Origin of the sequence: Streptomyces sp. McG3, from assembly GCF_018619185.1 — a bacterium.
In the GTDB taxonomy this organism is placed as follows: Bacteria; Actinomycetota; Actinomycetes; order Streptomycetales; family Streptomycetaceae; genus Streptomyces.
Map to the genome: position 1 here is coordinate 38,202 of NZ_JAAXYC010000003.1, position 21,376 is coordinate 59,577.

Below are 21,376 nucleotides of genomic sequence, written 5' to 3' on the forward strand. Positions count from 1 at the left end.
GTGTGCCGAGATGTGTGCGGCCCAATGGGGAGTGAAGCGGATCAGCGGCGCGACATGTAGATGTCGAGCGCCTTGTGGAGCAGCTTGTTGAGCGGGAAGTCCCACTCGCCGACGTACTCGACTGCTTCGCCGCCGGTGCCGACCTTGAACTGGATCAGGCCGAAGAGATGGTCGGTCTCGTCCAGCGAGTCGCTGATCCCGCGCAGGTCGTAGACGGTCGCGCCCATCGCGTAGCTGTCGCGCAGCATGCGCCACTGCATCGCGTTGGACGGCCGGACCTCGCGCCCGATGTTGTCGGAGGCGCCGTAGGAGTACCAGACGTGTCCGCCGACGACCAGCATGGTGGCGGCGGAGAGGTTCACGCCGTTGTGCCGGGCGAAGTAGAGGCGCATCCGGTTGGGGTCCTCGGAGTTGAGGACGGTCCACATGCGCTGGAAGTACGAGAGCGGGCGCGGCCGGAAGTGGTCGCGCACGGCGGTGATCTCGTAGAGCCGCTGCCACTCGGCCAGGTCCTCGTAGCCGCCCTGGACGACCTCGACGCCGGCCTTGTCGGCCTTCTTGATGTTGCGGCGCCACAGCTGGTTGAAGCCCTTGAGGACGTCTTCGAGCGAGCGGTTGGCCAGCGGCACCTGGAAGACGTAGCGGGGCTGGACGTCACCGAATCCGGCGCCGCCGTCCTCGGCCTGCTGCCAGCCCATCTTGCGCAGCCGGTCGGAGACCTCGAAGGCGCGCGGCTCGATGTGCGTGGCCTCGACGTCGCGCAGGCGCTTCACGTCCGGGTCCTGGATGCCGGACTTGATGGCGGCCGAGTCCCAGCGGCGGATGACCACCGGCGGCCCCATCTTCACGGAGAAGGCGCCCTGCTGCTTGAGGTGCGCGAGCATCGGCTGGAGCCAGTCGTCCAGGTTCGGTGCGTGCCAGTTGATGACCGGGCCCTCGGGGAGGTACGCCAGGTAGCGCTTGATCTTGGGCAGCTGGCGGTACAGGACGAGGCCGGCGCCGACGATCTCGCCGTTCTTGTCGAACCAGCCCAGGTTCTCCGAGCGCCATTCGGTCTTCACATCAGCCCACGCCGGGACCTGGCAGTGACTGGCCGAGGGCAGGCTCTGGATGTACGCCAGATGCTGCTCTCGGCTGATGGTCCTCAGGGTCAGGCTCATGCGGGGCGCTCCTCGGCAGGTGTGTCCCCATCGGTCAGGGGCTCCGGCTCTCGCGCCGAAGCCTACTGTGACCGAGGGGCGCCCGGCCTGGCCCCGGGGGCCCGGAACGTACGGCGGACCGGCGCGGGCGCCCGGGCACCCGCGCCGGCCGGTGCTCCGGCCGGTGCTCCGGTCAGGTGATCACGCCGCCGAAGAGACCGCCGTGGGCCATGCCCAGGTAGAAGCCGACCGCGGAGGCGCCGAGGCCCATGATCAGGCCGAACCGCTCCCAGGTGGTCTTCGAGATGTACTGGCCGTAGGCCCCGGTCAGAATCCCGATGAGCCCGGCCCATGAGCTGATCAGGTGCAGATGGTGGAACATCGCCGTGACGAACGCGAGGACGCCGAGCACCCCGGTCACCACCATCAGGACGTCCTGGACGGGGTGCGGTCTGCCGTCCGTCGCGAAGAGTGAACCGGTGGCGCGGCGGCCGGTCGGGGACCGGGAGCCGGCGGGGCGGATGGTCTGTGCCATGGAGTACCTCCTGGCCGGACGGATGGGCGGGTGGATCCAGCGCCACGCGCACCGCTGCGGGTGTAGCGCCTCTCACACCGCATCTGTCTCGATTGTGCCCTCTGAGCTCCTGATTTCAACCGGAAGCCGGTCTACGGGTAGTCTGTACGGTCTGCACCGGTGTCTGCCCAGGCCAGCACGGCGAGCCTTCGCCCGAACCCCGTCTCCGGGATCGTTCGGGAGCGGATTGTCCGTGCTGGGTGTTCTCCTCGGGAACGCCGTTGCAACACGCATCACGACCCTCCTGCCACGGAACGACCGTGGCCGCTGAGTCCAAAGGAGGTGGGTTCCACATGCGTCACTACGAGGTGATGGTCATCCTCGACCCCGATCTCGAGGAGCGAGCAGTCTCCCCGCTGATCGAGAACTTCCTCTCCGTCGTCCGTGAGGGCGACGGAAAGGTGGAGAAGGTCGACACCTGGGGCCGTCGTCGGCTCGCCTACGAGATCAAGAAGAAGCCCGAGGGCATCTACTCGGTCATCGACCTGCAGGCCGAGCCTGCGGTCGTCAAGGAGCTCGACCGCCAGATGAACCTGAACGAGTCGGTCCTCCGGACCAAGGTCCTCCGTCCCGAGATCCACTGAGCTTCTAGCTCAGCGGTTTTCGGGTCCGAGTAGCAGCAAGCAGCCAGAAGCAATCCCCGCCGAGAGGTTCACCCATGGCAGGCGAGACCGTCATCACGGTCGTCGGCAATCTCGTCGACGACCCCGAGCTGCGCTTCACCCCGTCCGGTGCGGCGGTCGCGAAGTTCCGTGTCGCGTCCACTCCCCGCATCTTCGACCGGCAGACCAATGAGTGGAAGGACGGCGAAGGCCTGTTCCTCACCTGCTCGGTCTGGCGTCAGGCGGCGGAGAACGTCGCGGAGTCGCTTCAGCGAGGCATGCGCGTCGTCGTGCAGGGCCGGCTGAAGCAGCGGTCCTACGAGGACCGTGAGGGCGTCAAGCGCACGGTCTACGAGCTGGACGTCGAGGAAGTCGGCCCCAGCCTCAAGAACGCCACGGCCAAGGTCACCAAGACCACCGGTCGCGGTGGTCAGGGCGGCCAGGGTGGATACGGCGGCGGCCAGCAGGGCGGCGGCAACTGGGGCGGCGGTCCCGGTGGCGGTGGCCAGCAGGGCGGCGGCGGTGCACCCGCCGACGACCCGTGGGCGACCGGCGCGCCGGCAGGCGGCCAGGGCGGCGGGGGACAGCAGGGCGGCGGGGGCGGCTGGGGCGGAAGCTCCGGCGGTTCCGGCGGTTCCGGCGGTGCCTCTTCTGGCGGCGGCTACTCGGACGAGCCTCCCTTCTAGGGCTGCTCGTACCCCCACTTCTTGATCACACAGGAGAAACACCATGGCGAAGCCGCCTGTGCGCAAGCCTAAGAAGAAGGTCTGCGCGTTCTGCAAGGACAAGACCCAGTACGTGGACTACAAGGACACGAACATGCTGCGGAAGTTCATTTCCGACCGCGGCAAGATCCGTGCCCGCCGCGTCACCGGCAACTGCACGCAGCACCAGCGTGACGTCGCCACGGCTGTCAAGAACAGCCGTGAGATGGCGCTGCTGCCCTACACGTCCACCGCGCGATAAGGGAAGGGTGACAAGAGCATGAAGATCATCCTCACCCACGAGGTCTCCGGCCTCGGCACCGCCGGCGACGTCGTCGACGTCAAGGACGGGTACGCCCGTAACTACCTGGTTCCGCGTGGCTTCGCCATTCGCTGGACCAAGGGCGGCGAGAAGGACGTGGCGCAGATCCGCCGCGCCCGCAAGATCCACGAGATCGCGACGATCGAGCAGGCCAACGAGATCAAGGCCAAGCTCGAGGGCGTGAAGGTCCGTCTGGCTGTTCGCTCCGGCGACGCCGGCCGTCTCTTCGGCTCGGTCACCCCGGCCGACGTCGCTGCGGCGATCAAGGCCGCCGGTGGTCCCGACGTCGACAAGCGTCGCGTCGAGCTCGGCTCGCCGATCAAGACGCTCGGCGGACACCAGGTGTCCGTCCGTCTGCACCCCGAGGTCGCAGCGAAGCTCGGCGTCGAGGTCGTTGCTGCTTAAGGGCAGAGCTCAGCTGAGTCAGTGAAGGGCCGCACCCCATGGGGTGCGGCCCTTTCTGTCTCCTGCGACCCTGTCTTCTCCGTCTACAGGACTCGGGTCCCGGACTTCCCGCCTCGGGATGCACGGTGTTTCACGTGAAACGGGCGGCCGGTTTCACGTGACACGGGCCGCCTGTTTCACGTGAAACGGGGCGCCGGTTTCACGTGAAACAGGCCGTGAGGCATACGGATCAGCGCGTGGCTCCGGTGACGATCCACCGGCCCGACCGGGTACGCAGCCAGAGCGTGATGAGGCGGACGGTCATCATCAGCGTCATGGCCCACCAGAGCGCGGTGAGCCCGCCGCCGAGGGAGGGCACCAGGAGCGCGACGGGTGCGAAGACGGCGAGTGTCACCAGCATCGCCCAGGCGAGATAGCGTCCGTCGCCGGCTCCCATCAGGACGCCGTCCAGGACGAAGACCACGCCGGCGATCGGCTGGGAGACCGCCACGACCAGGAGCGCGGGGAGCAGGGTGTCCTTCACCGAGGGGTCGCTGGTGAAAAGCGGGATGAAGAGAGGGCGGGCGAGCACGATCAGGACGCCGAGCGCGATGCCGCAGCCGATACCCCACTCGACCATGCGGCGGCAGGCCTCACGGGCGCCCTTCTCGTCGTTCGCCCCCAGATAGCGGCCGATGATCGCCTGCCCGGCGATGGCGATGGCGTCGAGCGCGAAGGCGGTCAGACTCCAGAGGGAGAGGATGATCTGGTGCGCGGCGATGTCGACGTCCCCGAGCCGGGCGGCGACGGCGGTGGCGATCATCAGGACGGCGCGCAGGGACAGGGTCCGGATCAGCAGAGGCACGCCGGCCCGTGCGCTGGCCCTGATGCCGGCCGCGTCGGGGCGCAGGGAGGCGTTGTGCCTTCGGGCTCCGCGGATCACCACGACGAGATAGGCGGCGGCCATTCCGACCTGGGCGATCACCGTTCCCCAGGCGGATCCGGCGATGCCGAGCCCGGCACCGTAGACGAGGGTGACGTTGAGGGCGGCGTTCACCGTGAAACCGCCGATGGCGACGTACAGCGGGGTGCGGGTGTCCTGGAGGCCGCGCAGGACACCGGTGGCGGCGAGCACGACGAGCATGGCCGGGATGCCGAGGATGGAGATCCTCAGATACGTGATGGCGTACGGAGCCGCGGTGTCGGACGCGCCGAAGATGTCGACGAGCCACGGGGCCGTCGGGATCGCGAGGGCGACGACAGCCGCTCCGAGCAGCAGGGCGAGCCAGATGCCGTCCATGCCCTGGCGGATGGCGGCGGGGAGATCGCCCGCCCCCACGCGGCGGGCGACGGCCGCCGTGGTCGCGTAGGCGAGGAAGACGAAGATGCTCACGGCCGTCATCAGGAGGGCTGCGGCGATGCCGAGGCCGGCCAGCTGCGGGGTGCCGAGGTGGCCGACGACGGCGCTGTCGACCATCACGAACAGGGGCTCGGCGACGAGTGCGCCGAATGCCGGGACGGCCAGGGAGATGATCTCGCGGTCGTGCCGTCGGCGGCCGTTCTTCGGGGTCGCGGGGGCCTTGGTCATGAGGGTCAATCTAATCTTCCACAGGTAAGAGATGCAATTGGTCTACGGCCCTTACTTGTGCCCCGGTGGGGCCTTCCCTCCCGCGCCGTTTGCGGTGATCTTGAAATGAGGGCGAAAGTTTTTCTCCCCCACAGTCAGTGGATGGAGAATGCGCAGGTCAGGATGGTCACGCCGCTATCGCTATGAGTTTGTCCACAGTGCTGTCCCCCGGTCCGTGCACAGGTTCGGCAGGGTTCTCCACAGCATCTGGTCCGTCGTCCACATGCCCTGTGGATAACCAGATTGGCTGACGGTGCGGAGGGGCCTACCGTGGTGCGGCGCCCGCACTCCGTTCCGGCACCGGAATCCACCGAACCAGATGCGCCGGAAGTGGAGTCGGGCGACCTGTTTGTCGGTGCCGTGCCGTAAGAAAGAGTGGCACGGCTAGGTCCGCGATGCGGACGGGAGGAGGCGGCCCGGTGAGCATTCCCGAGCCTTTGGACGACCCCTGGACCGAGACCGGTCCCGGGGACCGTCTGCCCGTCTCCCGTCAGCGTCGCGGGGACCGCAAGGGGCGTGAGGACCGCCACGACCGCGGCTCGGACGAGGCCTGGGAGGGCGGCTCCCCCGGGTTCGAGCGGGTGCCGCCCCAGGATCTCGACGCCGAGCAGTCGGTCCTCGGCGGCATGCTGCTGTCCAAGGACGCCATCGCGGACGTCGTGGAGATCATCAAGGGGCACGACTTCTACCGCCCCGCCCACGAGACCGTCTACACGGCGATCCTCGACCTCTACGCCAAGGGCGAGCCGGCCGACCCGATCACGGTAGCCGCCGAGCTGGTCAAGCGCGGGGAGATCACCAAGGTCGGCGGAGCACCGTATCTGCACACCCTGGTGCAGTCCGTGCCCACCGCGGCCAACGCCTCGTACTACGCGGAGATCGTCCACGAGCGGGCGGTGCTCCGGCGACTGGTCGAGGCGGGCACGAAGATCACGCAGATGGGATACGCGGCCGACGGGGACGTCGACGAGATCGTCAACTCCGCGCAGGCCGAGATCTACGCGGTCACCGAGCAGCGCACCAGTGAGGACTATCTCCCCCTCGGCGACATCATGGAGGGCGCGCTCGACGAGATCGAGGCCATCGGGTCGCGCAGCGGCGAGATGACCGGTGTGCCGACGGGCTTCACGGACCTCGACGCCCTGACGAACGGCATGCACCCCGGCCAGATGATCGTCATCGCGGCCCGCCCCGCCATGGGCAAGTCCACGCTGGCGCTGGACTTCGCGCGCGCCGCGTCGATCAAGAACAACCTGCCCAGCGTCATCTTCTCCCTCGAAATGGGGCGTAACGAGATCGCGATGCGTCTGCTGTCGGCCGAGGCACGGGTGGCCCTGCACCACATGCGGTCCGGCACCATGACGGACGAGGACTGGACGCGGCTCGCCCGCCGGATGCCCGAGGTCTCGGCCGCTCCGCTGTACATCGACGACTCCCCCAACCTGTCGATGATGGAGATCCGCGCGAAGTGCCGCCGGCTCAAGCAGCGCAACGACATCAAGCTCGTGATCATCGACTATCTGCAGCTGATGCAGGCCGGTGGATCGAAGCGTTCCGAGAGCCGTCAGCAGGAGGTCTCGGACATGTCCCGAAACCTCAAGCTGCTGGCCAAGGAGCTGGAGGTCCCGGTGATCGCGCTCTCGCAGCTGAACCGTGGTCCCGAGCAGCGCACGGACAAGAAGCCGATGGTGTCCGACCTGCGTGAGTCCGGTTCCATCGAGCAGGACGCCGACATGGTCATCCTGCTCCACCGCGAGGACGCGTACGAGAAGGAGTCGCCGCGCGCGGGCGAGGCGGACATCATCGTCGGCAAGCACCGTAACGGTCCGACGGCCACCATCACCGTGGCGTTCCAGGGGCACTACTCCCGCTTCGTGGACATGGCGCAGACCTGACGGATCGCCGCCCGTGCGGGCATGTGTGCCCGAGGTCCCTTTCCCCGCCCCGATCGGTCCGGACCCACCCGGCCCCCCGGGTCCAGGGAACTCCTGGCTCATCAGGGAAAGGGATGGGGAAAGGGGTTCAGTCCGGCCACGGTCGAGGGCGGAGCCGGATCGCCGAGCAGGCGCGGTACGCGGAGCAGCCTGGGCAGGCCGTCCACTCTGCGCATGTCGTGCCCGAAATATCTTCTGAGGGTGCGGTCGTCGGCCCCGGAGCTCGGGCGCGAGGTCCGGGGCCCCGGAGGGGCTCCGCCCCTCAGACCTTCACCAGGGCGCGGGCGAGAAGCGGAAGCAGGCGGTCCCAGTGGTGCCGCAGTCCGGCCGGGTCGAAGGCGTCGGTGTCGGACATGGTGAAGCCGTGGACGGTGCCGGGGTAGATCTCGGAGGTGTAGCCGACGCCCGCGGCGTCCAGGAACCCGTTGAGCTCGCCGAGCGCCTCGGGCGTGATGTCCGTCGCCGCGTGGCCGAAGTGGACCTCGGCGGTGAGGCGGCGCAGGCTGTCGGGCCCGTCGGCGGCGACCGGGGCGTGGAACGCGGCGACGGCGGCCACCTGTCCGGGGTGGGCCGCGGCGGTACGGGTCGCCAGGAGGCCGCCGATGCAGTAACCGGTCACCGCGACCGGTCCGGCGTCCACCTCGGGCTGGGCCGAGAGGTACGTGAGGTAGGCGTCCGCGTCGCGCGCGACGCGTTCGGCGGTGTGTGCCTCGATCAGGGGCATCAGCCGGCCGATGAGCGCGGGCCGGTCCTCTTCTGCGATGTGCTCGGGAAGATCGACGACGGGTGTCGGGCCGTTCCGGTAGAAGAAGTTGGGGACGAGCACGTAGTAGCCGTGCCCGGCCAGTTCGCGGGCCATCTCCCGCAGTACGGGACGGATGCCGAAGGCGTCCGCGTACATCAGCACCCCCGGATGCCGCTCGCCTTGTTCGGGGTAGGCGGCGAAGGCGTCGGCCAGGCCGTCCGTGGTGGGGATCTGCACGGTCTTGGTGGGAATGGTGGATCTTCCTTCCTGGGAGTTCGCCGCTGTCGTCCGCGGCGCTGACTTCCGGAGCATTCGACCACCTCGCTCCGCTGCCGGGCCACCGCACCTGGACGTCGTGTTGCATGATCATGCATCGAAATGCATACTCTTCCTATGTCTAAGGTTCTCACCTCCCTGCCCATCGGCGAGCGTGTCGGCATCGCCTTCTCCGGCGGTCTCGACACCTCGGTCGCCGTCGCGTGGATGCGCGACAAGGGTGCCGTCCCGTGCACCTACACCGCCGACATCGGCCAGTACGACGAGCCCGACATCGCCTCGGTGCCCGGGCGCGCGTCGAGTTACGGTGCCGAGGTCGCGCGCCTGGTCGACTGCCGTGCGGCGCTGGTCGAGGAGGGACTGGCCGCGCTCACCTGTGGCGCGTTCCATATCCGGTCGGGTGGGCGCGCCTACTTCAACACGACGCCGCTCGGCCGTGCCGTCACGGGGACCCTGCTGGTCCGGGCGATGCTGGAGGACGACGTACAGATCTGGGGCGACGGATCGACGTTCAAGGGCAACGACATCGAGCGGTTCTACCGCTACGGGCTGCTCGCCAACCCTCACCTGCGGATCTACAAGCCCTGGCTGGACGCGGACTTCGTCTCCGAGCTCGGCGGCCGCAAGGAGATGTCGGAGTGGCTGATCGCCCACGAGCTGCCCTACCGCGACAGCAGCGAGAAGGCGTACTCGACCGATGCCAACATCTGGGGCGCCACCCATGAGGCCAAGACGCTGGAGCACCTCGACGCCGGCATCGAGACCGTGGAGCCGATCATGGGCGTGCGGTTCTGGGACCCCGCGGTGGAGATCGCTGCCGAGACCGTGACGATCGGCTTCGACCAGGGCCGCCCGGTGACGATCAACGGCAAGGAGTTCGCCACCCCGGTCGACCTGGTGATGGAGGCGAACGCGATCGGTGGACGGCACGGCATGGGCATGTCCGACCAGATCGAGAACCGGGTGATCGAGGCCAAGAGCCGCGGTATCTACGAGGCCCCCGGGATGGCGCTGCTGCACGTGGTGTACGAGCGGCTGGTCAACGCGATCCACAACGAGGACACCCTGGACAACTACTACAACGAGGGTCGGCGGCTCGGCCGGCTGATGTACGAGGGCCGCTGGCTCGACCCGCAGGCGCTGATGATCCGCGAGTCGCTCCAGCGCTGGGTCGGCACGGCGGTCACCGGGGAGGTGACGCTGCGGCTGCGGCGTGGTGACGACTACTCGATCCTGGACACCGACGGACCGGCGTTCAGCTACCACCCGGACAAGCTGTCGATGGAGCGCACCGAGGACTCCGCGTTCGGTCCGGTGGACCGGATCGGCCAGCTCACGATGCGCAACCTCGACATCGCCGACTCGCGCGCCAAGCTTGAGCAGTACGCCGGCCTCGGCATGGTCGGATCGACCCATCCCGCCCTCATCGGCGCCGCTCAGGCGGCCTCGACCGGACTGATCGGCGCGATGCCGCAGGGCGGCGCCGAGGTCATCGCCTCACGCGGCAGGGTGTCCGGTGGCGAAGAGATGCTCGACCAGGCCGCGATGGAGTTCGGCACCGACTGACCGGGAGCGTCGTCGGCCCTGGTCCGGGCCGCGACTCCGCGGAAAAGGGTTCGTCAGGGAGCCCTGCGTCGGGTAGGGGTTGGACCATGACTTCCAGCGACGCAGACCTGCTTCCCGGTACCCGACGCGCCCTGCTGCACCGCATCGCCGTCGCCCAGAGGGACGGCCGCGCGCCGTCCCTCGTGGCCGCGGTGCGGCGGCAGGGCCGTACGGCCTGGAGCGGGGCGCGTACGTGCGTCGAGGGGCATGCTCCCGACGCCGATACGCAGTACCGGATCGGTTCGATCACCAAGACGTTCACCGCCGTTCTGGTTCTGCGGCTGCGGGACGAGGGCCTGATCGACCTGGACGACCCCTTGGAGAAGCACCTCCCCGGCACGGTGGCGGGCGGGGTGACCGTCTTTCAGCTGCTGGGCCACAGCGCGGGGCTGGGCGCCGAAGCACCCGCCCCCTGGTGGGAGCGGACGCCCGGCGGCCTGCGGCCCGAGCTCGCCGACGTGTTGGGCGACCGGCCGCAGAGGCATCCGGCCGGTCATCGCCATCACTATTCCAACCCTGGCTACACCCTGCTCGGTTCACTGGTGGAAGCGGTCCGTGGCGTCTCCTGGGAGGAGGCGCTGCGCCGCGAGATCCTGGAGCCGCTGGGTATGCACCGCACGACGCGTGGGCCCGTGGCTCCGCACGCGGGCGGCTGGGCCGTCCACCCCTGGGCCGATGTCATGCTGAGCGAACCCGCCGAGGACCTCGGGATCATGGCGCCCGCCGGTCAGCTCTGGTCCACCGCGGCCGACCTGCTGCGGTTCGCCGCCTTCCTGACCGAGGGCGACGACCGGGTCCTGTCGGCCTCCTCCGTACAGGAGATGCGGACGCCCGCCGCACCGGCCGAGACGGGCGGCAGCGGTTACGGTCTCGGACTCCAGATCGTCGGGGGCGAAGAGCGCGTGCTCTTCGGGCACTCGGGATCGCTTCCCGGGTTCGTCGCCGGCCTCTGGGTCAGCGAGGACGACGACGTGGCCGCGGTCGTTCTCGCCAACGTCACCTCGGGGCTGCCCGCCGCGACGGTGGCCGCCGAACTCCTGGGGATCGTGGCCGAGGCCGAGCCGCGGATCCCGGAGCCCTGGCGCCCGCTGCCCGAGGTGGACGACGAGCTGCTCGCGCTGACCGGGATCTGGCACTGGGGCACCCACCCGGTCACGCTGAGGCTCACGCAGGACCGGGGCCTGCAGCTCACGCCGCTGGGAGGCAAGGGACGGGGCGCGGCCTTCACGTACGGTCCGGACGGCACCTGGACGGGCCGGAACGATTACTACGCGGGGGAGACCCTGCGCGTCGTACGCAAGGACGACGGCACGGTGGACCACCTCGACCTCGGCTCGTTCGTCTTCACCCGGGAGCCGTACGAGGCGGGCGCGGCCGTGCCCGGCGGCGTGGACGCGGAGGGCTGGCGCGGGCTCGCCGGCTGAGCTTCCGGCCGGGTCGCGGGTGGGCGTTTCACGTGAAACGCCCACCCGCGTTTCACGTGAAACGCCTACCGTCCGCGCCCTTCAGAGCGCCAGCTTGAAGCCCACATGGCTGGCGGTGAAGCCGAGCCGCTCGTAGAAGCGGTGCGCGTCCTCACGGGTGACGTCCGAGGTCAGCTGCACCAACTGGCAGTTCTGGCGGCGGGACTCGTCCACCGCCCACTGGATGAGCTGGGTGCCGAGGCCGCTGCCGCGCTCGTCGGCGTGGATGCGGACCCCCTCGATGATCGAGCGCGTCGCGCCGCGGCGGGACAGCCCCGGGACGACGGTGAGTTGCAGTGTGCCGACGACTCGGTCCTCGCGAACGGCGACGACCACGTGCTGGTTCGGGTCGTCGGCCAGCCGCTGGAAGGCCTCCTGGTAGGGGGCGAGGTCGTCCGGTGACTCGCGCTGAGCACCGAGAGGGTCGTCGGCGAGCATCGCGACCACTGCGGGCAGGTCGTCCGGGACGGCGAGGCGTATGGCGAGATCACTCATGATCGGCATCCTAGGACGGCCCCGGGGGGTGTCGCGCCGATCAGGCTCGGTCAGACCGGGACCTTGAGCTCTTCGACGGCCCTGACCAGAGGAGCGAGCTCAGGGTTCTCGGCCGCCTCGTCCAGTGCCGCCCGCAGTGCGGTGTCGTTCGTCGGCCGGGCGGCCTCCAGCAGCGTGAGCCCGGCCTCGGTGACGTCGGTGTAGATGCCGCGACGGTCGGTGTCGCACAGGTAGCGGGTCAGCAGCCCCCGGTCCTCGAGCCGGGTGACGAGCCGGGTGGTGGCGCTCTGGCTGAGGACGACGGCGTCGGCGACCTGCTTCATCTGGAGATGCCCGCCGGTGCCGTTGTGCTGTCGGCTCAACACGTCGAGCAGGGAGTACTCGCGTGCGCTGAGCCCGTGGCCGGCCTGGAGGGCCCGCTCGATCCGGGCCTCGATCTTTCCGTGGAGCAGGGAGAGCGCGCACCAGCTCTGGGCGATGGCGGTCAGGGCGGGGTCGGTCGCTGTCATGTCTCTCTCCTCCGGGCGGGAGCTGCGTGACTCCAGGATAGGGGACGTCTGCAATAGCCCGCGCTTGCAATTAGCCAGCGTCTGCAATTATTGTGGACGCTTGTAAGGCGCAGACGCAATCTTCAGGGAAGGTGAAACCCATGCCGCTCGCGCTCCTCGCCCTCGCCATCGGGGCATTCGGGATCGGGACGACCGAGTTCGTGATCATGGGGTTGCTCCCCGAGGTCGCCGGTGACTTCCAGGTCTCGATCCCGACCGCTGGCTTCCTGGTGACCGGCTACGCGCTCGGTGTGGTGCTCGGCGCACCGCTGATGACGCTGCTCGGCACCCGTGTCACCCGCAAGCGCATGCTGATGCTCCTCATGGGGCTGTTCATCGTGGGCAACGTGGTGTCCGCGCTCGCCCCCGTCTTCGGAGTCATGCTCGCCGGACGGGTGATCGCCTCCCTCGCGCACGGTGCCTTCTTCGGCATCGGCTCGGTGGTCGCGGCCGGTCTGGTCGCCCCCCAGAAGAAGGCCGGGGCCATCGCGATGATGTTCACCGGGCTCACCGTCGCCAACGTCGTCGGCGTTCCGCTGGGCACGTTCATCGGACAGACCGCGGGGTGGCGGACCACGTTCCTCCTCGTCGCCGCTCTGGGCGTCGCGGGACTGCTCGGCGTCGCGAAGCTCGTCCCGGAGCAGCCCAGGGCCGAAGGCGTGCGCATCCGCCACGAGCTGGCCGCGTTCCGCAACGTCCAGGTCCTGCTGGCGATGGCCATGACCGTCCTGGGCTTCGGCGGGGTCTTCGCCGCGATCACCTACATCACCCCGATGATGACCGAGGTCGCCGGCTACTCCGCCTCGTCCGTCACCTGGCTGCTGGTCCTTTTCGGCCTCGGCATGGTGGGCGGCAACCTGATCGGCGGCAGGTTCGCCGACCGCCACCTGATGCCCCTGCTGTACGTCTCGCTCGGCGCGCTCGCCCTGGTCCTCGGCCTGTTCACCGTGACCGCGCACAACAAGATCGCCGCAGCTGTCAGCATCGTCCTGATCGGCGCCCTGGGCTTCGCGACCGTGCCTCCGCTGCAGAAGCGGGTTCTCGACCAGGCGGCGGGTGCGCCGACGCTGGCCTCCGCGGTCAACATCGGGGCGTTCAACCTCGGCAACGCGCTCTCCGCCTGGCTCGGCGGCCTGGTGATCGCGGCAGGCCTCGGCTACACCGCCCCCAACTGGGTCGGCGCCGCACTCGCCGCGTCGGCCCTGGTCCTGGCCGTGTTCTCCAGCCTGCTGGAGCGCCGGGAGACCGGTAAGGGCCGGATCGTCGCCGGGAGCGGCCCCGAGCCGGCCGTCGTGGCAGCGGCCCGGCACTGAGTCACCCGCTCCCCGGGGACACACATCGCGAAGCAGCCGTACCGTCCTCGTGGCGGTGCGGCTGCTTCGCGTCAGCCCGTCGCGAGGGTGAGCGGGGCGAACCTGCGGGCGGCATCACCGGGCAGGTCCGTGATGTCGTAGGTCATCACGGTGGTCCCGGTGAGCGGCTCCAGCCCGCGCTCCACCAGCCAGCCGAGCAATTCCTTGTGCGCGGCGTGGACGTCGGTGCGCAGTGGCCGGTCCGTCGTGGCGGCCAGGGCCGTGATCAGGGCTTGCGCGGTGGCCGTGTCCCGGGCGATCAGCGGCCCGACCACCTCGGCCTGTCCGCTCGGCCAGAGCGCCGCGTAGCCGATCAGCTCGCCGTGCTCCTCGGCGACCTGGAGCCGGTCGGAGAAGGCGGGCAGCCGGGCGAGAAGATGCGTCCGGTCGGCGCCGAACACGGAGAGGTCGAGCCGGACCAACGCCCGCAGGTCGTCCGCCGCCGCCGGGCGGGTGGTCACGGACGGGCGAGAGGGCGAGGGGGAGGGCGAGACGGAGGGGGAGCCGTCGGGGCCGCCCGCTCCGAAACGGCCGCCGACGCGTTCGGCCCGGCCCACGGGGGAGAAGCCGAGGTCCTCGTAGAGCGGCTGTCCCAGTTCGGTGGCGTACAGGACGAGCGGGGTGTCCCCCACGGCTTCCATCACGTGCCGCATGAGCCGGCGGGCGAGCCCCCGGCGTCCGTAGCGGTCGGCGACGAGCAGCATGCCGACCGCGGTGAGGCCGGATCCGTACGGCATGGTCAGGCAGGTCGCCGCCAGGCCCTTGCCGTCCGGGGCGTCGATCCCGTATCCGGTGCCGGCCGAGAGGAGCAGGCTCCACCGGTGCTCGTCGCGTGGCCAGCCGCGGTCCTCGCAGAGATCGGCGCAGGGGACCAGGTCTCCCCGGTTCAGGCGCCGGATCGGCAGCTCGACGAGGGAGAGGGGTGATGGGCTGTGCATGGGGTCAGGCTGTCTGACGGGATGATCGCGCGTCCACCGATTTCGCGGAACTGGCCGAGATCCGCAGCCGCCTGCCGCGCCGGGTGAGTCCCCAGGGCTTGAGCACCGAGATCGCGGTGATGAAGAGGTAGGTGGCCGTCGCCACCGACGGCGCGATCACGAGGTCGATGTCCACCGCTCCGTCGGCGACCGCGGTGGTGATGCCGGGGCGCAGGGAGAAGATCGACAGGCCTGTCGTGACCAGAGTCAGCCAGAACTTGATCCACACCCAGCGGTGCCGGGCCAGGCCCCACGGAGTGCCCAGCGACAGCACCAGACCGCTCACCAGGGCGAGCAGGGCCACCGGGACCACCAGCCAGTCCCCGTAGATCTTCATGGACCGGGTTGCGGCGTCCGCGGTGGCCGGATCTCCGGTGGTGAACGCGGTGATGCCGAGCGTCAGCAGGCCGACGGTCAGGCCGAGCCAGCTGACGGAGACGGCGACATGGGCGACGAGGATTCCTCGGCGTACGGGGCGCTTGAGTGGTTTCACGTGAAACACGATGCCGAGAGGGACTTCCCGGGGCGTCCGGCAGCGGGAGTATCCAGGGGTACCCGCTGGGGAGTACGTGCCCCGGCAGGGTCCGGGGCGCGTGCCCGCCTCGGGGGGCGTCAGCCCAGGTCGGGGGCGTGCATCGCCCGTACGCCTTCGATGTTGCCGTCGAGGTAGTGCCGCAGCGACAGCGGAACGAGGTGCACGGCCGCGATCCCGACCCGGCTGAACGGCACCCGGACGATCTCGTACTCCCCGGTGGGCTCGTCGATCTCCGGGCCGTGCCGCAGGGAGACGTCCATCGACGCCAGTCGGCAGACGAAGAAGTGCTGGACCTTCACTCCCGTCACGCCGCCGTCCGCGATGTGCTCCACGGTGTCGACGAAGCAGGGGACCACGTCGACGATCTTGGCGCCCAGCTCCTCGTCGACCTCGCGGTGCAGTGCGTCGACGACGGTGGCGTCCTCCGGCTCGACCCCGCCGCCGGGCGTGAGCCAGTACGGATCGACTCCCGGCTTCGTGCGCTTGATCAGGATGAGGTCGTCGCCGTCGAGCAGGACGGCGCGTGCGGTGCGCTTGACCACAGGACGTTCGGTCATGGCAAGAGAGTGGCCCGTGGAGGACCGTCTGAAACTCCCCCGGCCTACCGGACCGCCGTGTTCAGCGCCTGTTCGACGTCGGCGAGCAGGTCCTCGGGGTCCTCCGCGCCGACCGAGAAGCGGATGAAGCCCTCCGCGACGGCGTCGCCGCCCCAGCGGCCCCGGCGCTCCGCGGTGGACCGGACGCCGCCGAAGCTCGTCGCGTCGTCGACCAGGCGCAGCGCGGACAGGAAGCGCTCCGCGGTCTCCCGGTCGGCCAGCTCGAAGGACACCACGGATCCGAAGCGCCGCATCTGGCGTCCGGCGACGACGTGTGACGGGTCGGTGGACAGTCCCGGATAGCGCAGCCCGGTGACCTCCGCACGCTTGGTCAGCGCCTCGGCGAGAGCGAGGGCGGTGGTGCACTGCCGGTCGACGCGGAGTTGGAGGGTGGCCAGCGAGCGGTGCGCGAGCCAGGCCTCCATCGGCCCCGGAATCGCCCCGACGACCTTGCGCCAGCGCCGTACGTCCGCCGTCAGCCGGGGATCGCGGCAGGTCACATGGCCGAGCAGGATGTCTCCGTGCCCGGTCATGCCCTTGGTGTCGCTGGCGACCGAGAAATCGGCGCCCAGCTCCAGCGGGCGCTGGCCGATCGGGGTGGCCAGGGTGTTGTCGACGGCGACCAGCGTGCCCGCCGCGTGCGCGGCCTCGACCAGCCGCCGGATGTCGCAGACGTCCAGGCCCGGGTTGGACGGGCTCTCGATCCAGAGCAGCTTCGCCCCGGTCAGCAGGGCCAGCTGGGCGTCGCCGCCGGTCGGCGCGGTCCGGACCTCGACCCCGTACGCCTCCAGTTGCTCCCGTACGAGCGGCAGCGCCTGGTAGCCGTCGTCGGGCAGGACCACGGCGTCGCCCGAGCGGACCTGGGAGAGCAGCACCGCGGTGATCGCCGCCATGCCCGAGGCGAACACGGTCGTGCCCACGTCCTCACCGGGAGCCTCCAGCTCGCCGATGGCCCGCTCCAGGTGGGTCCAGGTCGGGTTGGTCTCCCGGCCGTAGGTGTAGGGACCCACCGGTTCGCCGGAGAGGTGGAAGTGCGCGGCGAAGACCGGGCCGGGCAGGGTGGGGCCGAACTGCTCCGGTTCGGGAAGCCCGGCGCGTACCGCGCGCGTGCCGTCGCCCATGGTGCTCATGCCTGCTCCTTCGGTGCTCTCCCGGTGGTGGACCGGTGTCCCCCGCACTCTTCCAGAGACCCTCGGAGCGGCCTCCCCCGGAGGTCCGGAATCCTGCATACCGGAATCAGTTCTCGTCGGGCAGGACGACGTTGAGCGCCCAGGACACGACCGAGATGATCAGTCCGCCGAGCACCGCCGTCCAGAACCCCTCGACGTGGAAGCTGAGATCGAACACGCCGGCGAGCCAGGAGGTCAGCATCAGCATCAGGGCGTTGACCACCAGGGTGATCAACCCCAGCGTCAGGATGAACAAGGGGAACGTCAGCAGCTGGACCACCGGCTTCACCAGGAAGTTCACCAGACCGAAGATCAGCGCGACCAGGATCAGGGTGAGGACCTTGCGGCCCGTGCTGCCGCCCTCCAGCGTGATGTTGCCGATGAGCCAGATGGCAACGGCCAGCGCACCCGCGTTGGCGATCGTCTTGACTACGAAATTCTTCATGTGTCTGATCGTGGCAGACATGATCGGTGGTGGACACCGGCAGCGCGGGCACAGCCGACAGCGTGGGTACAAGGGGCGGGACGGGTCATGAAGGCATTCAGACTGGACGAGCTGGAGGCGGAGCGGGCCGCCAACGACGGCGCCTACCTGCAGTTCGTGCGGGAACGCAATATGTCCGTCGGCCTGTACGCCCTGGACGCGGGAGAGCTCGATCCGCAGCAGCCGCACCAGCAGGACGAGGTCTACTTCGTCGTCAGCGGGCGGGCATCGATCACGGTGGGGACGGAGACGACGCAGGTCGGCAGGGGAAGCGTCGTCTACGTGCCCGCGGGCGTGGCCCACAAGTTCCACCACATCACCGAGGATCTGCGGGTGATGGTCGTCTTCTCGCCGCCCGAGGGCTGATTCCCGGCGCCCGGGAGCCGGGCTTCCGTCCCGGGGATCCCTAGGGGCTCGATCAGGGGTCTTCAAGGGCTGCCCGCCCCCGCGGGAGGCCTTCGCGCCTTTAGCATCGAGGCAAGGACTCAGAGAGACGAGGTAGAGGCGATGGCCGTGCGGGAGATATTCGCGGGAATGCCCTGGTGGGTGAAGTGGATCGCGGTGCCCGTCATTGCGATCTTCGTGTTCGGCGGGCTGATCGCCAGCGTCGTCGGCTTCGTGATCGGCCTGCTCTTCAAGGTGCTGGTCTTCGTCGTCGTGGTCGGCGGGCTGATCTTCGTCGTCCGCAAGTTCATGTCGTCGTCGTCCTCGCGCGGTGACTGGTAGTACACGGAACGCGGGCCGGCGCGGGGGCCGGTCTGTTCCGTCCGGCCCGTTCGTCCCGGGCCCGCAGGACGAGGTGAGGTCAGCGCCGGCACGGGAGGATTAGCCCAGCAGAGCTAAGTCCCGGAGGAAACCACCCGTCTGCCGCAGGCGGCCGATACAGTGGCATACCACTGCCGCCATCCGGAATGTGACCTTCCGTCACCATATCGATCGCCTGATCGGTCCTGGGTACGACAGTCCGGTCGTTGGCCTTCGATCGTCGGCGCCCGGACCGGTCCTCACCGGTCACGGGCCGGATCTCCGGTCCTCGGGATCGCGGCAGGCCCGTGGGGGCGGCCCCCACGGGAGGGCCGACGGCCCGTCACCATGCCTGGGGGTGGCCCTTGACCACGGCATCTAGCACCGCTGTCCCGACGTTGATCGGTTCGGTTCAGCGGGCGTTGAGGCTGCTGGAGGCTGTGGGCACCCATCGGGACGGGGCGCCCGCCAAGCAACTGGCACGTGAGGCGGGGCTTCCGCTCCCGACCGCGTACCACTTGCTGCGCACCCTCACCCATGAGGGCTATCTCCGCCGCGAGAACGGTGTCTTCCTCTTCGGCGCGGCCGCCGAGAACCTGACCGTCGCCCCCGGGGTCCGGAGCCGCCCGCGCCCGGCCTCCGTCGCCGACTCCCTCGGCCACTGGCGGGACGTCATCGGAGCCCCGGTGTACTGCGCCGTCTACTGCGACGGCGAGATCGATCTCATCGCGGTCGCGGACGCCCCCGACACCCCGGCCGTGGAGGAGTGGGCCTCGTTCCGGGAAACCGCCCACGCGCACGCCATCGGCCAGTGTCTGCTCGCCCAACTCGACGAACGAGCACGCGAGGACCACCTCGACCGGCACCCCGTGCGCCCCCTCACCCGTTACTCAGTGCGAGATCGCGCCACGCTTCTGGAGCGGCTGCGCACCCTCCGACGAGGTGAACCGGTCATCGAACGCCAGGAGTACGCACTGGGGACCGTGTGCGCCGCGATTCCCGTCACGGCCGGTGCCACCATTGCGGCGATGGCCATTTCCGTACCCCTGGACCGGGAAGATCGGTTGCTGCCCGCAGTCGAACAGCTACGTGGCGAAGTCGCCAGCCTCTTGCGTTCGTTCGTGTTCTCTATCAGTATCTGAAAAATCACTCCTTGTGATCTGCTATCGCGTGCACCACGATGGCGTCAATAGGGCCATGGGGGATCATTCCTGGCCAGATTCATCTACTGCGGGGTTGAACGATGCGCGAGTCGGTTCAAGCAGAGGTCATGATGAGCTTCCTCGTCTCCGAGGAGCTCTCGTTCCGTATTCCGGTGGAGCTCCGGTACGAGGTCGGCGATCCGTACGCCATCCGGATGACGTTCCACCTTCCCGGCGATGCCCCTGTGACCTGGGCGTTCGGGCGCGAGCTGCTGCTGGACGGGCTCAACAGCCCCAGTGGCGACGGCGATGTGCACATCGGCCCGACCGAGCCCGAGGGCCTCGGCGATGTGCACATCCGGCTCCAGGTCGGCGCGGACCGTGCGCTGTTCCGGGCGGGGACGGCGCCGCTGGTGGCGTTTCTCGACCGGACGGACAAGCTCGTGCCGCTCGGTCAGGAGCACACGCTGGGTGACTTCGACGGGAACCTGGAGGACGCGCTCGGCCGCATCCTCGCCGAGGAGCAGAACGCGGGCTGACCGGGCGCGCACCCGATGCCCCGTCACCCCGTCTTACGACGACGGCCCCGACCCGTCCGCGCGGGTGCGGCCGTAGCCGTTCGGGCGCCGCCGGACCCCGTACGGTCCGCGGAGACGACCAGCGCCGCGAGCACCGTGGTCACCGGCACCGAGGCGACCAGGCCGATCGACCCGACCAGCGTGCGGACGATCTCCTCGGCGACCAGCTCGCTGTTGGCCACCGTCCCCACACCGCTCTGGGCGATGGAGAAGAGCAGCAGCAGCGGCAGCGCCGCGCCCGCGTACGCCAGCACCAGGGTGTTGACCACCGAGGCGATGTGGTCCCTTCCGATCCGGATACCTGCCCGGTACAACCCCTTCCAACCCATCTCCGGGTCCGCCTGGTGCAGTTCCCAGACGGCGGAGGTCTGGGTGACCGTCACATCGTCGAGCACCCCGAGCGAACCGATGATGATGCCGGCCAGCAGCAGCCCGCTCATATCGATGTCCGGGTAGAGGCCGTGGATGAGTCCGGTGTTGTCGTCGGTGTTGCCGCTCAGGCTCGCCCAGCCGATGAACAGGGAGCCCAGCAGCCCGATCAGCAGCAGTGAGATCAGCGTGCCGACGACCGCGACCGACGTACGGGCCGTCACCCCGTGGCAGAGATAGAGGGCCGCCAGCATGATCGCGCTGGCCCCGATCACCGCCACGACCAGCGGGTTCGAGCCCTGCAGGATCGCCGGCAGGATGAACAGGGTCAGCACGGCGAACGACACGACCAGCGCCACCAGCGCCATCACCCCGCGCATCCTGCCCACCAGGACCACCGCCAGCGCGAAGATCCCGGCCAGCAGCGCCATCGGGATCTTCCGGTTCACGTCGGTCACGGAGTACTGGAGGTCGCGCGGCGCGTCGGGGGCGTACGCCACGACGACGCCCTGACCCTCCTTCAGCTGTCGGGGCGCGTCCGGCTGGACCACCTCGACGAACTTCCGGCCCTTGTCGTCGCCGCTGGTCACCTCGATGGTGGCCTTCGCGCACTCCCCCTCTTGCTCGTTGACGGCCTCGCGGCCCGAGGGCGTGGAGGTGTCGCCGGTCGGGGGCACCTGCGCGGCGTTGACGTCCGCGCAGTCGACCTTCACGACCTGGACGACCTTGCCGTCCTGGGTCTGCCGGTCGAATCCGACGCCGGTGCGCTCGTGGTCGGGCGCGCCGCCGGGCCAGAACGCGATCAGGCCGACGACGACCGCCGTCGCGAACGGGATCAGTACGGCGGCGATGACCTTGCGCAGGTGCCGGGAGACCGGCGCGGCCGGCCCGTGGCTGTGGGTGTGGCCGTGGCTGTGGCCCTGGGGCGGCTGGGGTGCGGGGTCGCTTTGGGGGGAGGTCACGGGGCGATCATCGCAAGAACGGGAGGGCCCTCTGGTCAGCTCGCCCGAAA

At 69.5% G+C, this 21,376-nt stretch carries 24 protein-coding genes; 12 read left to right on the forward strand and 12 right to left on the reverse strand.

Features of this window, described 5'->3' with window-relative positions; translation table 11 throughout:
• Positions 1-41: 41 nt before the first annotated feature.
• Both HET64_RS00895 and HET64_RS00900 read right to left on the reverse strand, forming a co-directional pair.
• The gene (locus HET64_RS00895; RefSeq protein ID WP_215101169.1) at positions 42-1,160 is read right to left on the reverse strand and encodes a peptidoglycan bridge formation glycyltransferase FemA/FemB family protein; all 1,119 of its coding nucleotides are present in this window, start codon (positions 1,158-1,160) and stop codon (positions 42-44) included.
• A gap of 172 nt (positions 1,161-1,332) precedes the next feature.
• On the reverse strand, positions 1,333-1,674 hold the full coding sequence (locus HET64_RS00900; protein ID WP_215101171.1) for a hypothetical protein: 342 nt from the start codon (positions 1,672-1,674) through the stop codon (positions 1,333-1,335).
• Positions 1,675-2,006: 332 nt separating this feature from the next.
• Between HET64_RS00900 and rpsF the strand changes: the two genes are divergently transcribed.
• From rpsF to rplI, 4 genes are all read left to right on the forward strand, one after another.
• Entirely contained in the window at positions 2,007-2,297 is a 291-nt protein-coding gene (gene rpsF / locus HET64_RS00905; RefSeq protein WP_018957345.1) for a 30S ribosomal protein S6, read from the forward strand.
• Positions 2,298-2,371: 74 nt separating this feature from the next.
• On the forward strand, positions 2,372-3,001 hold the full coding sequence (locus HET64_RS00910) for a single-stranded DNA-binding protein (protein WP_215101173.1): 630 nt from the start codon (positions 2,372-2,374) through the stop codon (positions 2,999-3,001).
• Between the two features lie 43 nt (positions 3,002-3,044).
• Complete coding sequence (gene rpsR / locus HET64_RS00915; protein ID WP_003967857.1) at positions 3,045-3,281, forward strand: 30S ribosomal protein S18; 237 nt, start codon at positions 3,045-3,047, stop codon at positions 3,279-3,281.
• A gap of 18 nt (positions 3,282-3,299) precedes the next feature.
• Complete coding sequence (rplI, locus tag HET64_RS00920; RefSeq protein ID WP_003967856.1) at positions 3,300-3,746, forward strand: 50S ribosomal protein L9; 447 nt, start codon at positions 3,300-3,302, stop codon at positions 3,744-3,746.
• Between the two features lie 229 nt (positions 3,747-3,975).
• On the opposite strand, the gene HET64_RS00925 is transcribed toward rplI, so the two are convergent.
• Entirely contained in the window at positions 3,976-5,313 is a 1,338-nt protein-coding gene (locus tag HET64_RS00925) for an MATE family efflux transporter (RefSeq protein WP_215101175.1), read from the reverse strand.
• A 458-nt stretch (positions 5,314-5,771) separates the two neighbouring features.
• On the opposite strand from HET64_RS00925, the gene dnaB reads away from it, so the two are divergent.
• Positions 5,772-7,247: a replicative DNA helicase gene (gene dnaB / locus HET64_RS00930; RefSeq protein WP_026290418.1), complete on the forward strand. Its 1,476-nt coding sequence runs from the start codon at positions 5,772-5,774 to the stop codon at positions 7,245-7,247.
• 301 nt (positions 7,248-7,548) lie between these two features.
• Here the strand turns inward: dnaB and HET64_RS00935 are convergent, their stop codons facing one another.
• Positions 7,549-8,283 carry a dienelactone hydrolase family protein gene (locus tag HET64_RS00935; RefSeq protein ID WP_215101250.1) on the reverse strand — a complete coding sequence of 245 codons (735 nt, stop codon included), beginning with the start codon at positions 8,281-8,283 and terminating at the stop codon, positions 7,549-7,551.
• Positions 8,284-8,424: 141 nt separating this feature from the next.
• Here HET64_RS00935 and argG point away from each other — a divergent pair, with 141 nt between their 5' ends.
• Together argG and HET64_RS00945 are read left to right on the forward strand one after the other, a co-directional pair.
• Entirely contained in the window at positions 8,425-9,873 is a 1,449-nt protein-coding gene (argG, locus tag HET64_RS00940; protein ID WP_215101177.1) for an argininosuccinate synthase, read from the forward strand.
• Positions 9,874-9,959: 86 nt separating this feature from the next.
• Positions 9,960-11,336 (forward strand): serine hydrolase, encoded by a 1,377-nt coding sequence (locus HET64_RS00945; protein ID WP_215101179.1) that lies wholly within the window; start codon positions 9,960-9,962, stop codon positions 11,334-11,336.
• An 81-nt stretch (positions 11,337-11,417) separates the two neighbouring features.
• Here HET64_RS00945 and HET64_RS00950 read toward each other — a convergent pair whose 3' ends face one another.
• Both HET64_RS00950 and HET64_RS00955 read right to left on the reverse strand, forming a co-directional pair.
• Positions 11,418-11,870: a GNAT family N-acetyltransferase gene (locus HET64_RS00950; protein WP_215101180.1), complete on the reverse strand. Its 453-nt coding sequence runs from the start codon at positions 11,868-11,870 to the stop codon at positions 11,418-11,420.
• A 50-nt stretch (positions 11,871-11,920) separates the two neighbouring features.
• On the reverse strand, positions 11,921-12,379 hold the full coding sequence (locus HET64_RS00955; RefSeq protein ID WP_003967850.1) for a MarR family winged helix-turn-helix transcriptional regulator: 459 nt from the start codon (positions 12,377-12,379) through the stop codon (positions 11,921-11,923).
• 140 nt (positions 12,380-12,519) lie between these two features.
• Here HET64_RS00955 and HET64_RS00960 point away from each other — a divergent pair, with 140 nt between their 5' ends.
• Positions 12,520-13,731 (forward strand): MFS transporter, encoded by a 1,212-nt coding sequence (locus HET64_RS00960; RefSeq protein WP_215101182.1) that lies wholly within the window; start codon positions 12,520-12,522, stop codon positions 13,729-13,731.
• Positions 13,732-13,802: 71 nt separating this feature from the next.
• On the opposite strand, the gene HET64_RS00965 is transcribed toward HET64_RS00960, so the two are convergent.
• The 5 genes from HET64_RS00965 to HET64_RS00985 form a co-directional block, all read right to left on the reverse strand.
• Positions 13,803-14,708, reverse strand: coding sequence for a GNAT family N-acetyltransferase (locus HET64_RS00965; RefSeq protein ID WP_215101184.1), 906 nt, complete (start codon positions 14,706-14,708; stop codon positions 13,803-13,805).
• A gap of 4 nt (positions 14,709-14,712) precedes the next feature.
• Positions 14,713-15,240, reverse strand: coding sequence for a DUF2269 domain-containing protein (locus tag HET64_RS00970; protein ID WP_215101186.1), 528 nt, complete (start codon positions 15,238-15,240; stop codon positions 14,713-14,715).
• Between the two features lie 119 nt (positions 15,241-15,359).
• Entirely contained in the window at positions 15,360-15,839 is a 480-nt protein-coding gene (locus HET64_RS00975) for an NUDIX domain-containing protein (RefSeq protein ID WP_010060465.1), read from the reverse strand.
• A 44-nt stretch (positions 15,840-15,883) separates the two neighbouring features.
• A complete protein-coding gene (locus HET64_RS00980) occupies positions 15,884-17,008 on the reverse strand; it encodes a cystathionine gamma-lyase (RefSeq protein WP_215101188.1) in 1,125 nt (374 codons plus the stop codon).
• A 106-nt stretch (positions 17,009-17,114) separates the two neighbouring features.
• Positions 17,115-17,492: a phage holin family protein gene (locus HET64_RS00985; RefSeq protein ID WP_215101190.1), complete on the reverse strand. Its 378-nt coding sequence runs from the start codon at positions 17,490-17,492 to the stop codon at positions 17,115-17,117.
• Positions 17,493-17,579: 87 nt separating this feature from the next.
• Between HET64_RS00985 and HET64_RS00990 the strand changes: the two genes are divergently transcribed.
• The 4 genes from HET64_RS00990 to HET64_RS01005 all read left to right on the forward strand — a co-directional run bounded on the left by HET64_RS00990 (position 17,580) and on the right by HET64_RS01005 (position 19,956).
• Complete coding sequence (locus HET64_RS00990; RefSeq protein ID WP_069743704.1) at positions 17,580-17,897, forward strand: cupin domain-containing protein; 318 nt, start codon at positions 17,580-17,582, stop codon at positions 17,895-17,897.
• A gap of 147 nt (positions 17,898-18,044) precedes the next feature.
• Positions 18,045-18,257, forward strand: a complete 213-nt coding sequence (locus HET64_RS00995; RefSeq protein WP_012380063.1) for a DUF5326 family protein — start codon at positions 18,045-18,047, stop codon at positions 18,255-18,257.
• 383 nt (positions 18,258-18,640) lie between these two features.
• Positions 18,641-19,417 (forward strand): IclR family transcriptional regulator, encoded by a 777-nt coding sequence (locus HET64_RS01000; protein WP_285801812.1) that lies wholly within the window; start codon positions 18,641-18,643, stop codon positions 19,415-19,417.
• Between the two features lie 101 nt (positions 19,418-19,518).
• Positions 19,519-19,956 carry an SsgA family sporulation/cell division regulator gene (locus tag HET64_RS01005; RefSeq protein ID WP_024263706.1) on the forward strand — a complete coding sequence of 146 codons (438 nt, stop codon included), beginning with the start codon at positions 19,519-19,521 and terminating at the stop codon, positions 19,954-19,956.
• A 23-nt stretch (positions 19,957-19,979) separates the two neighbouring features.
• Here the strand turns inward: HET64_RS01005 and HET64_RS01010 are convergent, their stop codons facing one another.
• Entirely contained in the window at positions 19,980-21,326 is a 1,347-nt protein-coding gene (locus tag HET64_RS01010) for a YibE/F family protein (protein WP_215101192.1), read from the reverse strand.
• Between the last annotated feature and the right edge of the window lie 50 nt (positions 21,327-21,376).

Bases quoted from the DNA above. Each gene is read 5' to 3' on its own strand.
- HET64_RS00895 (WP_215101169.1), bottom strand. From the start codon at position 1,160: ATGAGCCTGACCCTGAGGACCATCAGCCGAGAGCAGCATCTGGCGTAC.
- HET64_RS00900 (WP_215101171.1), bottom strand. From the start codon at position 1,674: ATGGCACAGACCATCCGCCCCGCCGGCTCCCGGTCCCCGACCGGCCGC.
- rpsF (WP_018957345.1), top strand. From the start codon at position 2,007: ATGCGTCACTACGAGGTGATGGTCATCCTCGACCCCGATCTCGAGGAG.
- HET64_RS00910 (WP_215101173.1), top strand. From the start codon at position 2,372: ATGGCAGGCGAGACCGTCATCACGGTCGTCGGCAATCTCGTCGACGAC.
- rpsR (WP_003967857.1), top strand. From the start codon at position 3,045: ATGGCGAAGCCGCCTGTGCGCAAGCCTAAGAAGAAGGTCTGCGCGTTC.
- rplI (WP_003967856.1), top strand. From the start codon at position 3,300: ATGAAGATCATCCTCACCCACGAGGTCTCCGGCCTCGGCACCGCCGGC.
- HET64_RS00925 (WP_215101175.1), bottom strand. From the start codon at position 5,313: ATGACCAAGGCCCCCGCGACCCCGAAGAACGGCCGCCGACGGCACGAC.
- argG (WP_215101177.1), top strand. From the start codon at position 8,425: ATGTCTAAGGTTCTCACCTCCCTGCCCATCGGCGAGCGTGTCGGCATC.
- HET64_RS00945 (WP_215101179.1), top strand. From the start codon at position 9,960: ATGACTTCCAGCGACGCAGACCTGCTTCCCGGTACCCGACGCGCCCTG.
- HET64_RS00950 (WP_215101180.1), bottom strand. From the start codon at position 11,870: ATGAGTGATCTCGCCATACGCCTCGCCGTCCCGGACGACCTGCCCGCA.
- HET64_RS00955 (WP_003967850.1), bottom strand. From the start codon at position 12,379: ATGACAGCGACCGACCCCGCCCTGACCGCCATCGCCCAGAGCTGGTGC.
- HET64_RS00960 (WP_215101182.1), top strand. From the start codon at position 12,520: ATGCCGCTCGCGCTCCTCGCCCTCGCCATCGGGGCATTCGGGATCGGG.
- HET64_RS00965 (WP_215101184.1), bottom strand. From the start codon at position 14,708: ATGCACAGCCCATCACCCCTCTCCCTCGTCGAGCTGCCGATCCGGCGC.
- HET64_RS00975 (WP_010060465.1), bottom strand. From the start codon at position 15,839: ATGACCGAACGTCCTGTGGTCAAGCGCACCGCACGCGCCGTCCTGCTC.
- HET64_RS00980 (WP_215101188.1), bottom strand. From the start codon at position 17,008: ATGAGCACCATGGGCGACGGCACGCGCGCGGTACGCGCCGGGCTTCCC.
- HET64_RS00985 (WP_215101190.1), bottom strand. From the start codon at position 17,492: ATGAAGAATTTCGTAGTCAAGACGATCGCCAACGCGGGTGCGCTGGCC.
- HET64_RS00990 (WP_069743704.1), top strand. From the start codon at position 17,580: ATGAAGGCATTCAGACTGGACGAGCTGGAGGCGGAGCGGGCCGCCAAC.
- HET64_RS01005 (WP_024263706.1), top strand. From the start codon at position 19,519: ATGCGCGAGTCGGTTCAAGCAGAGGTCATGATGAGCTTCCTCGTCTCC.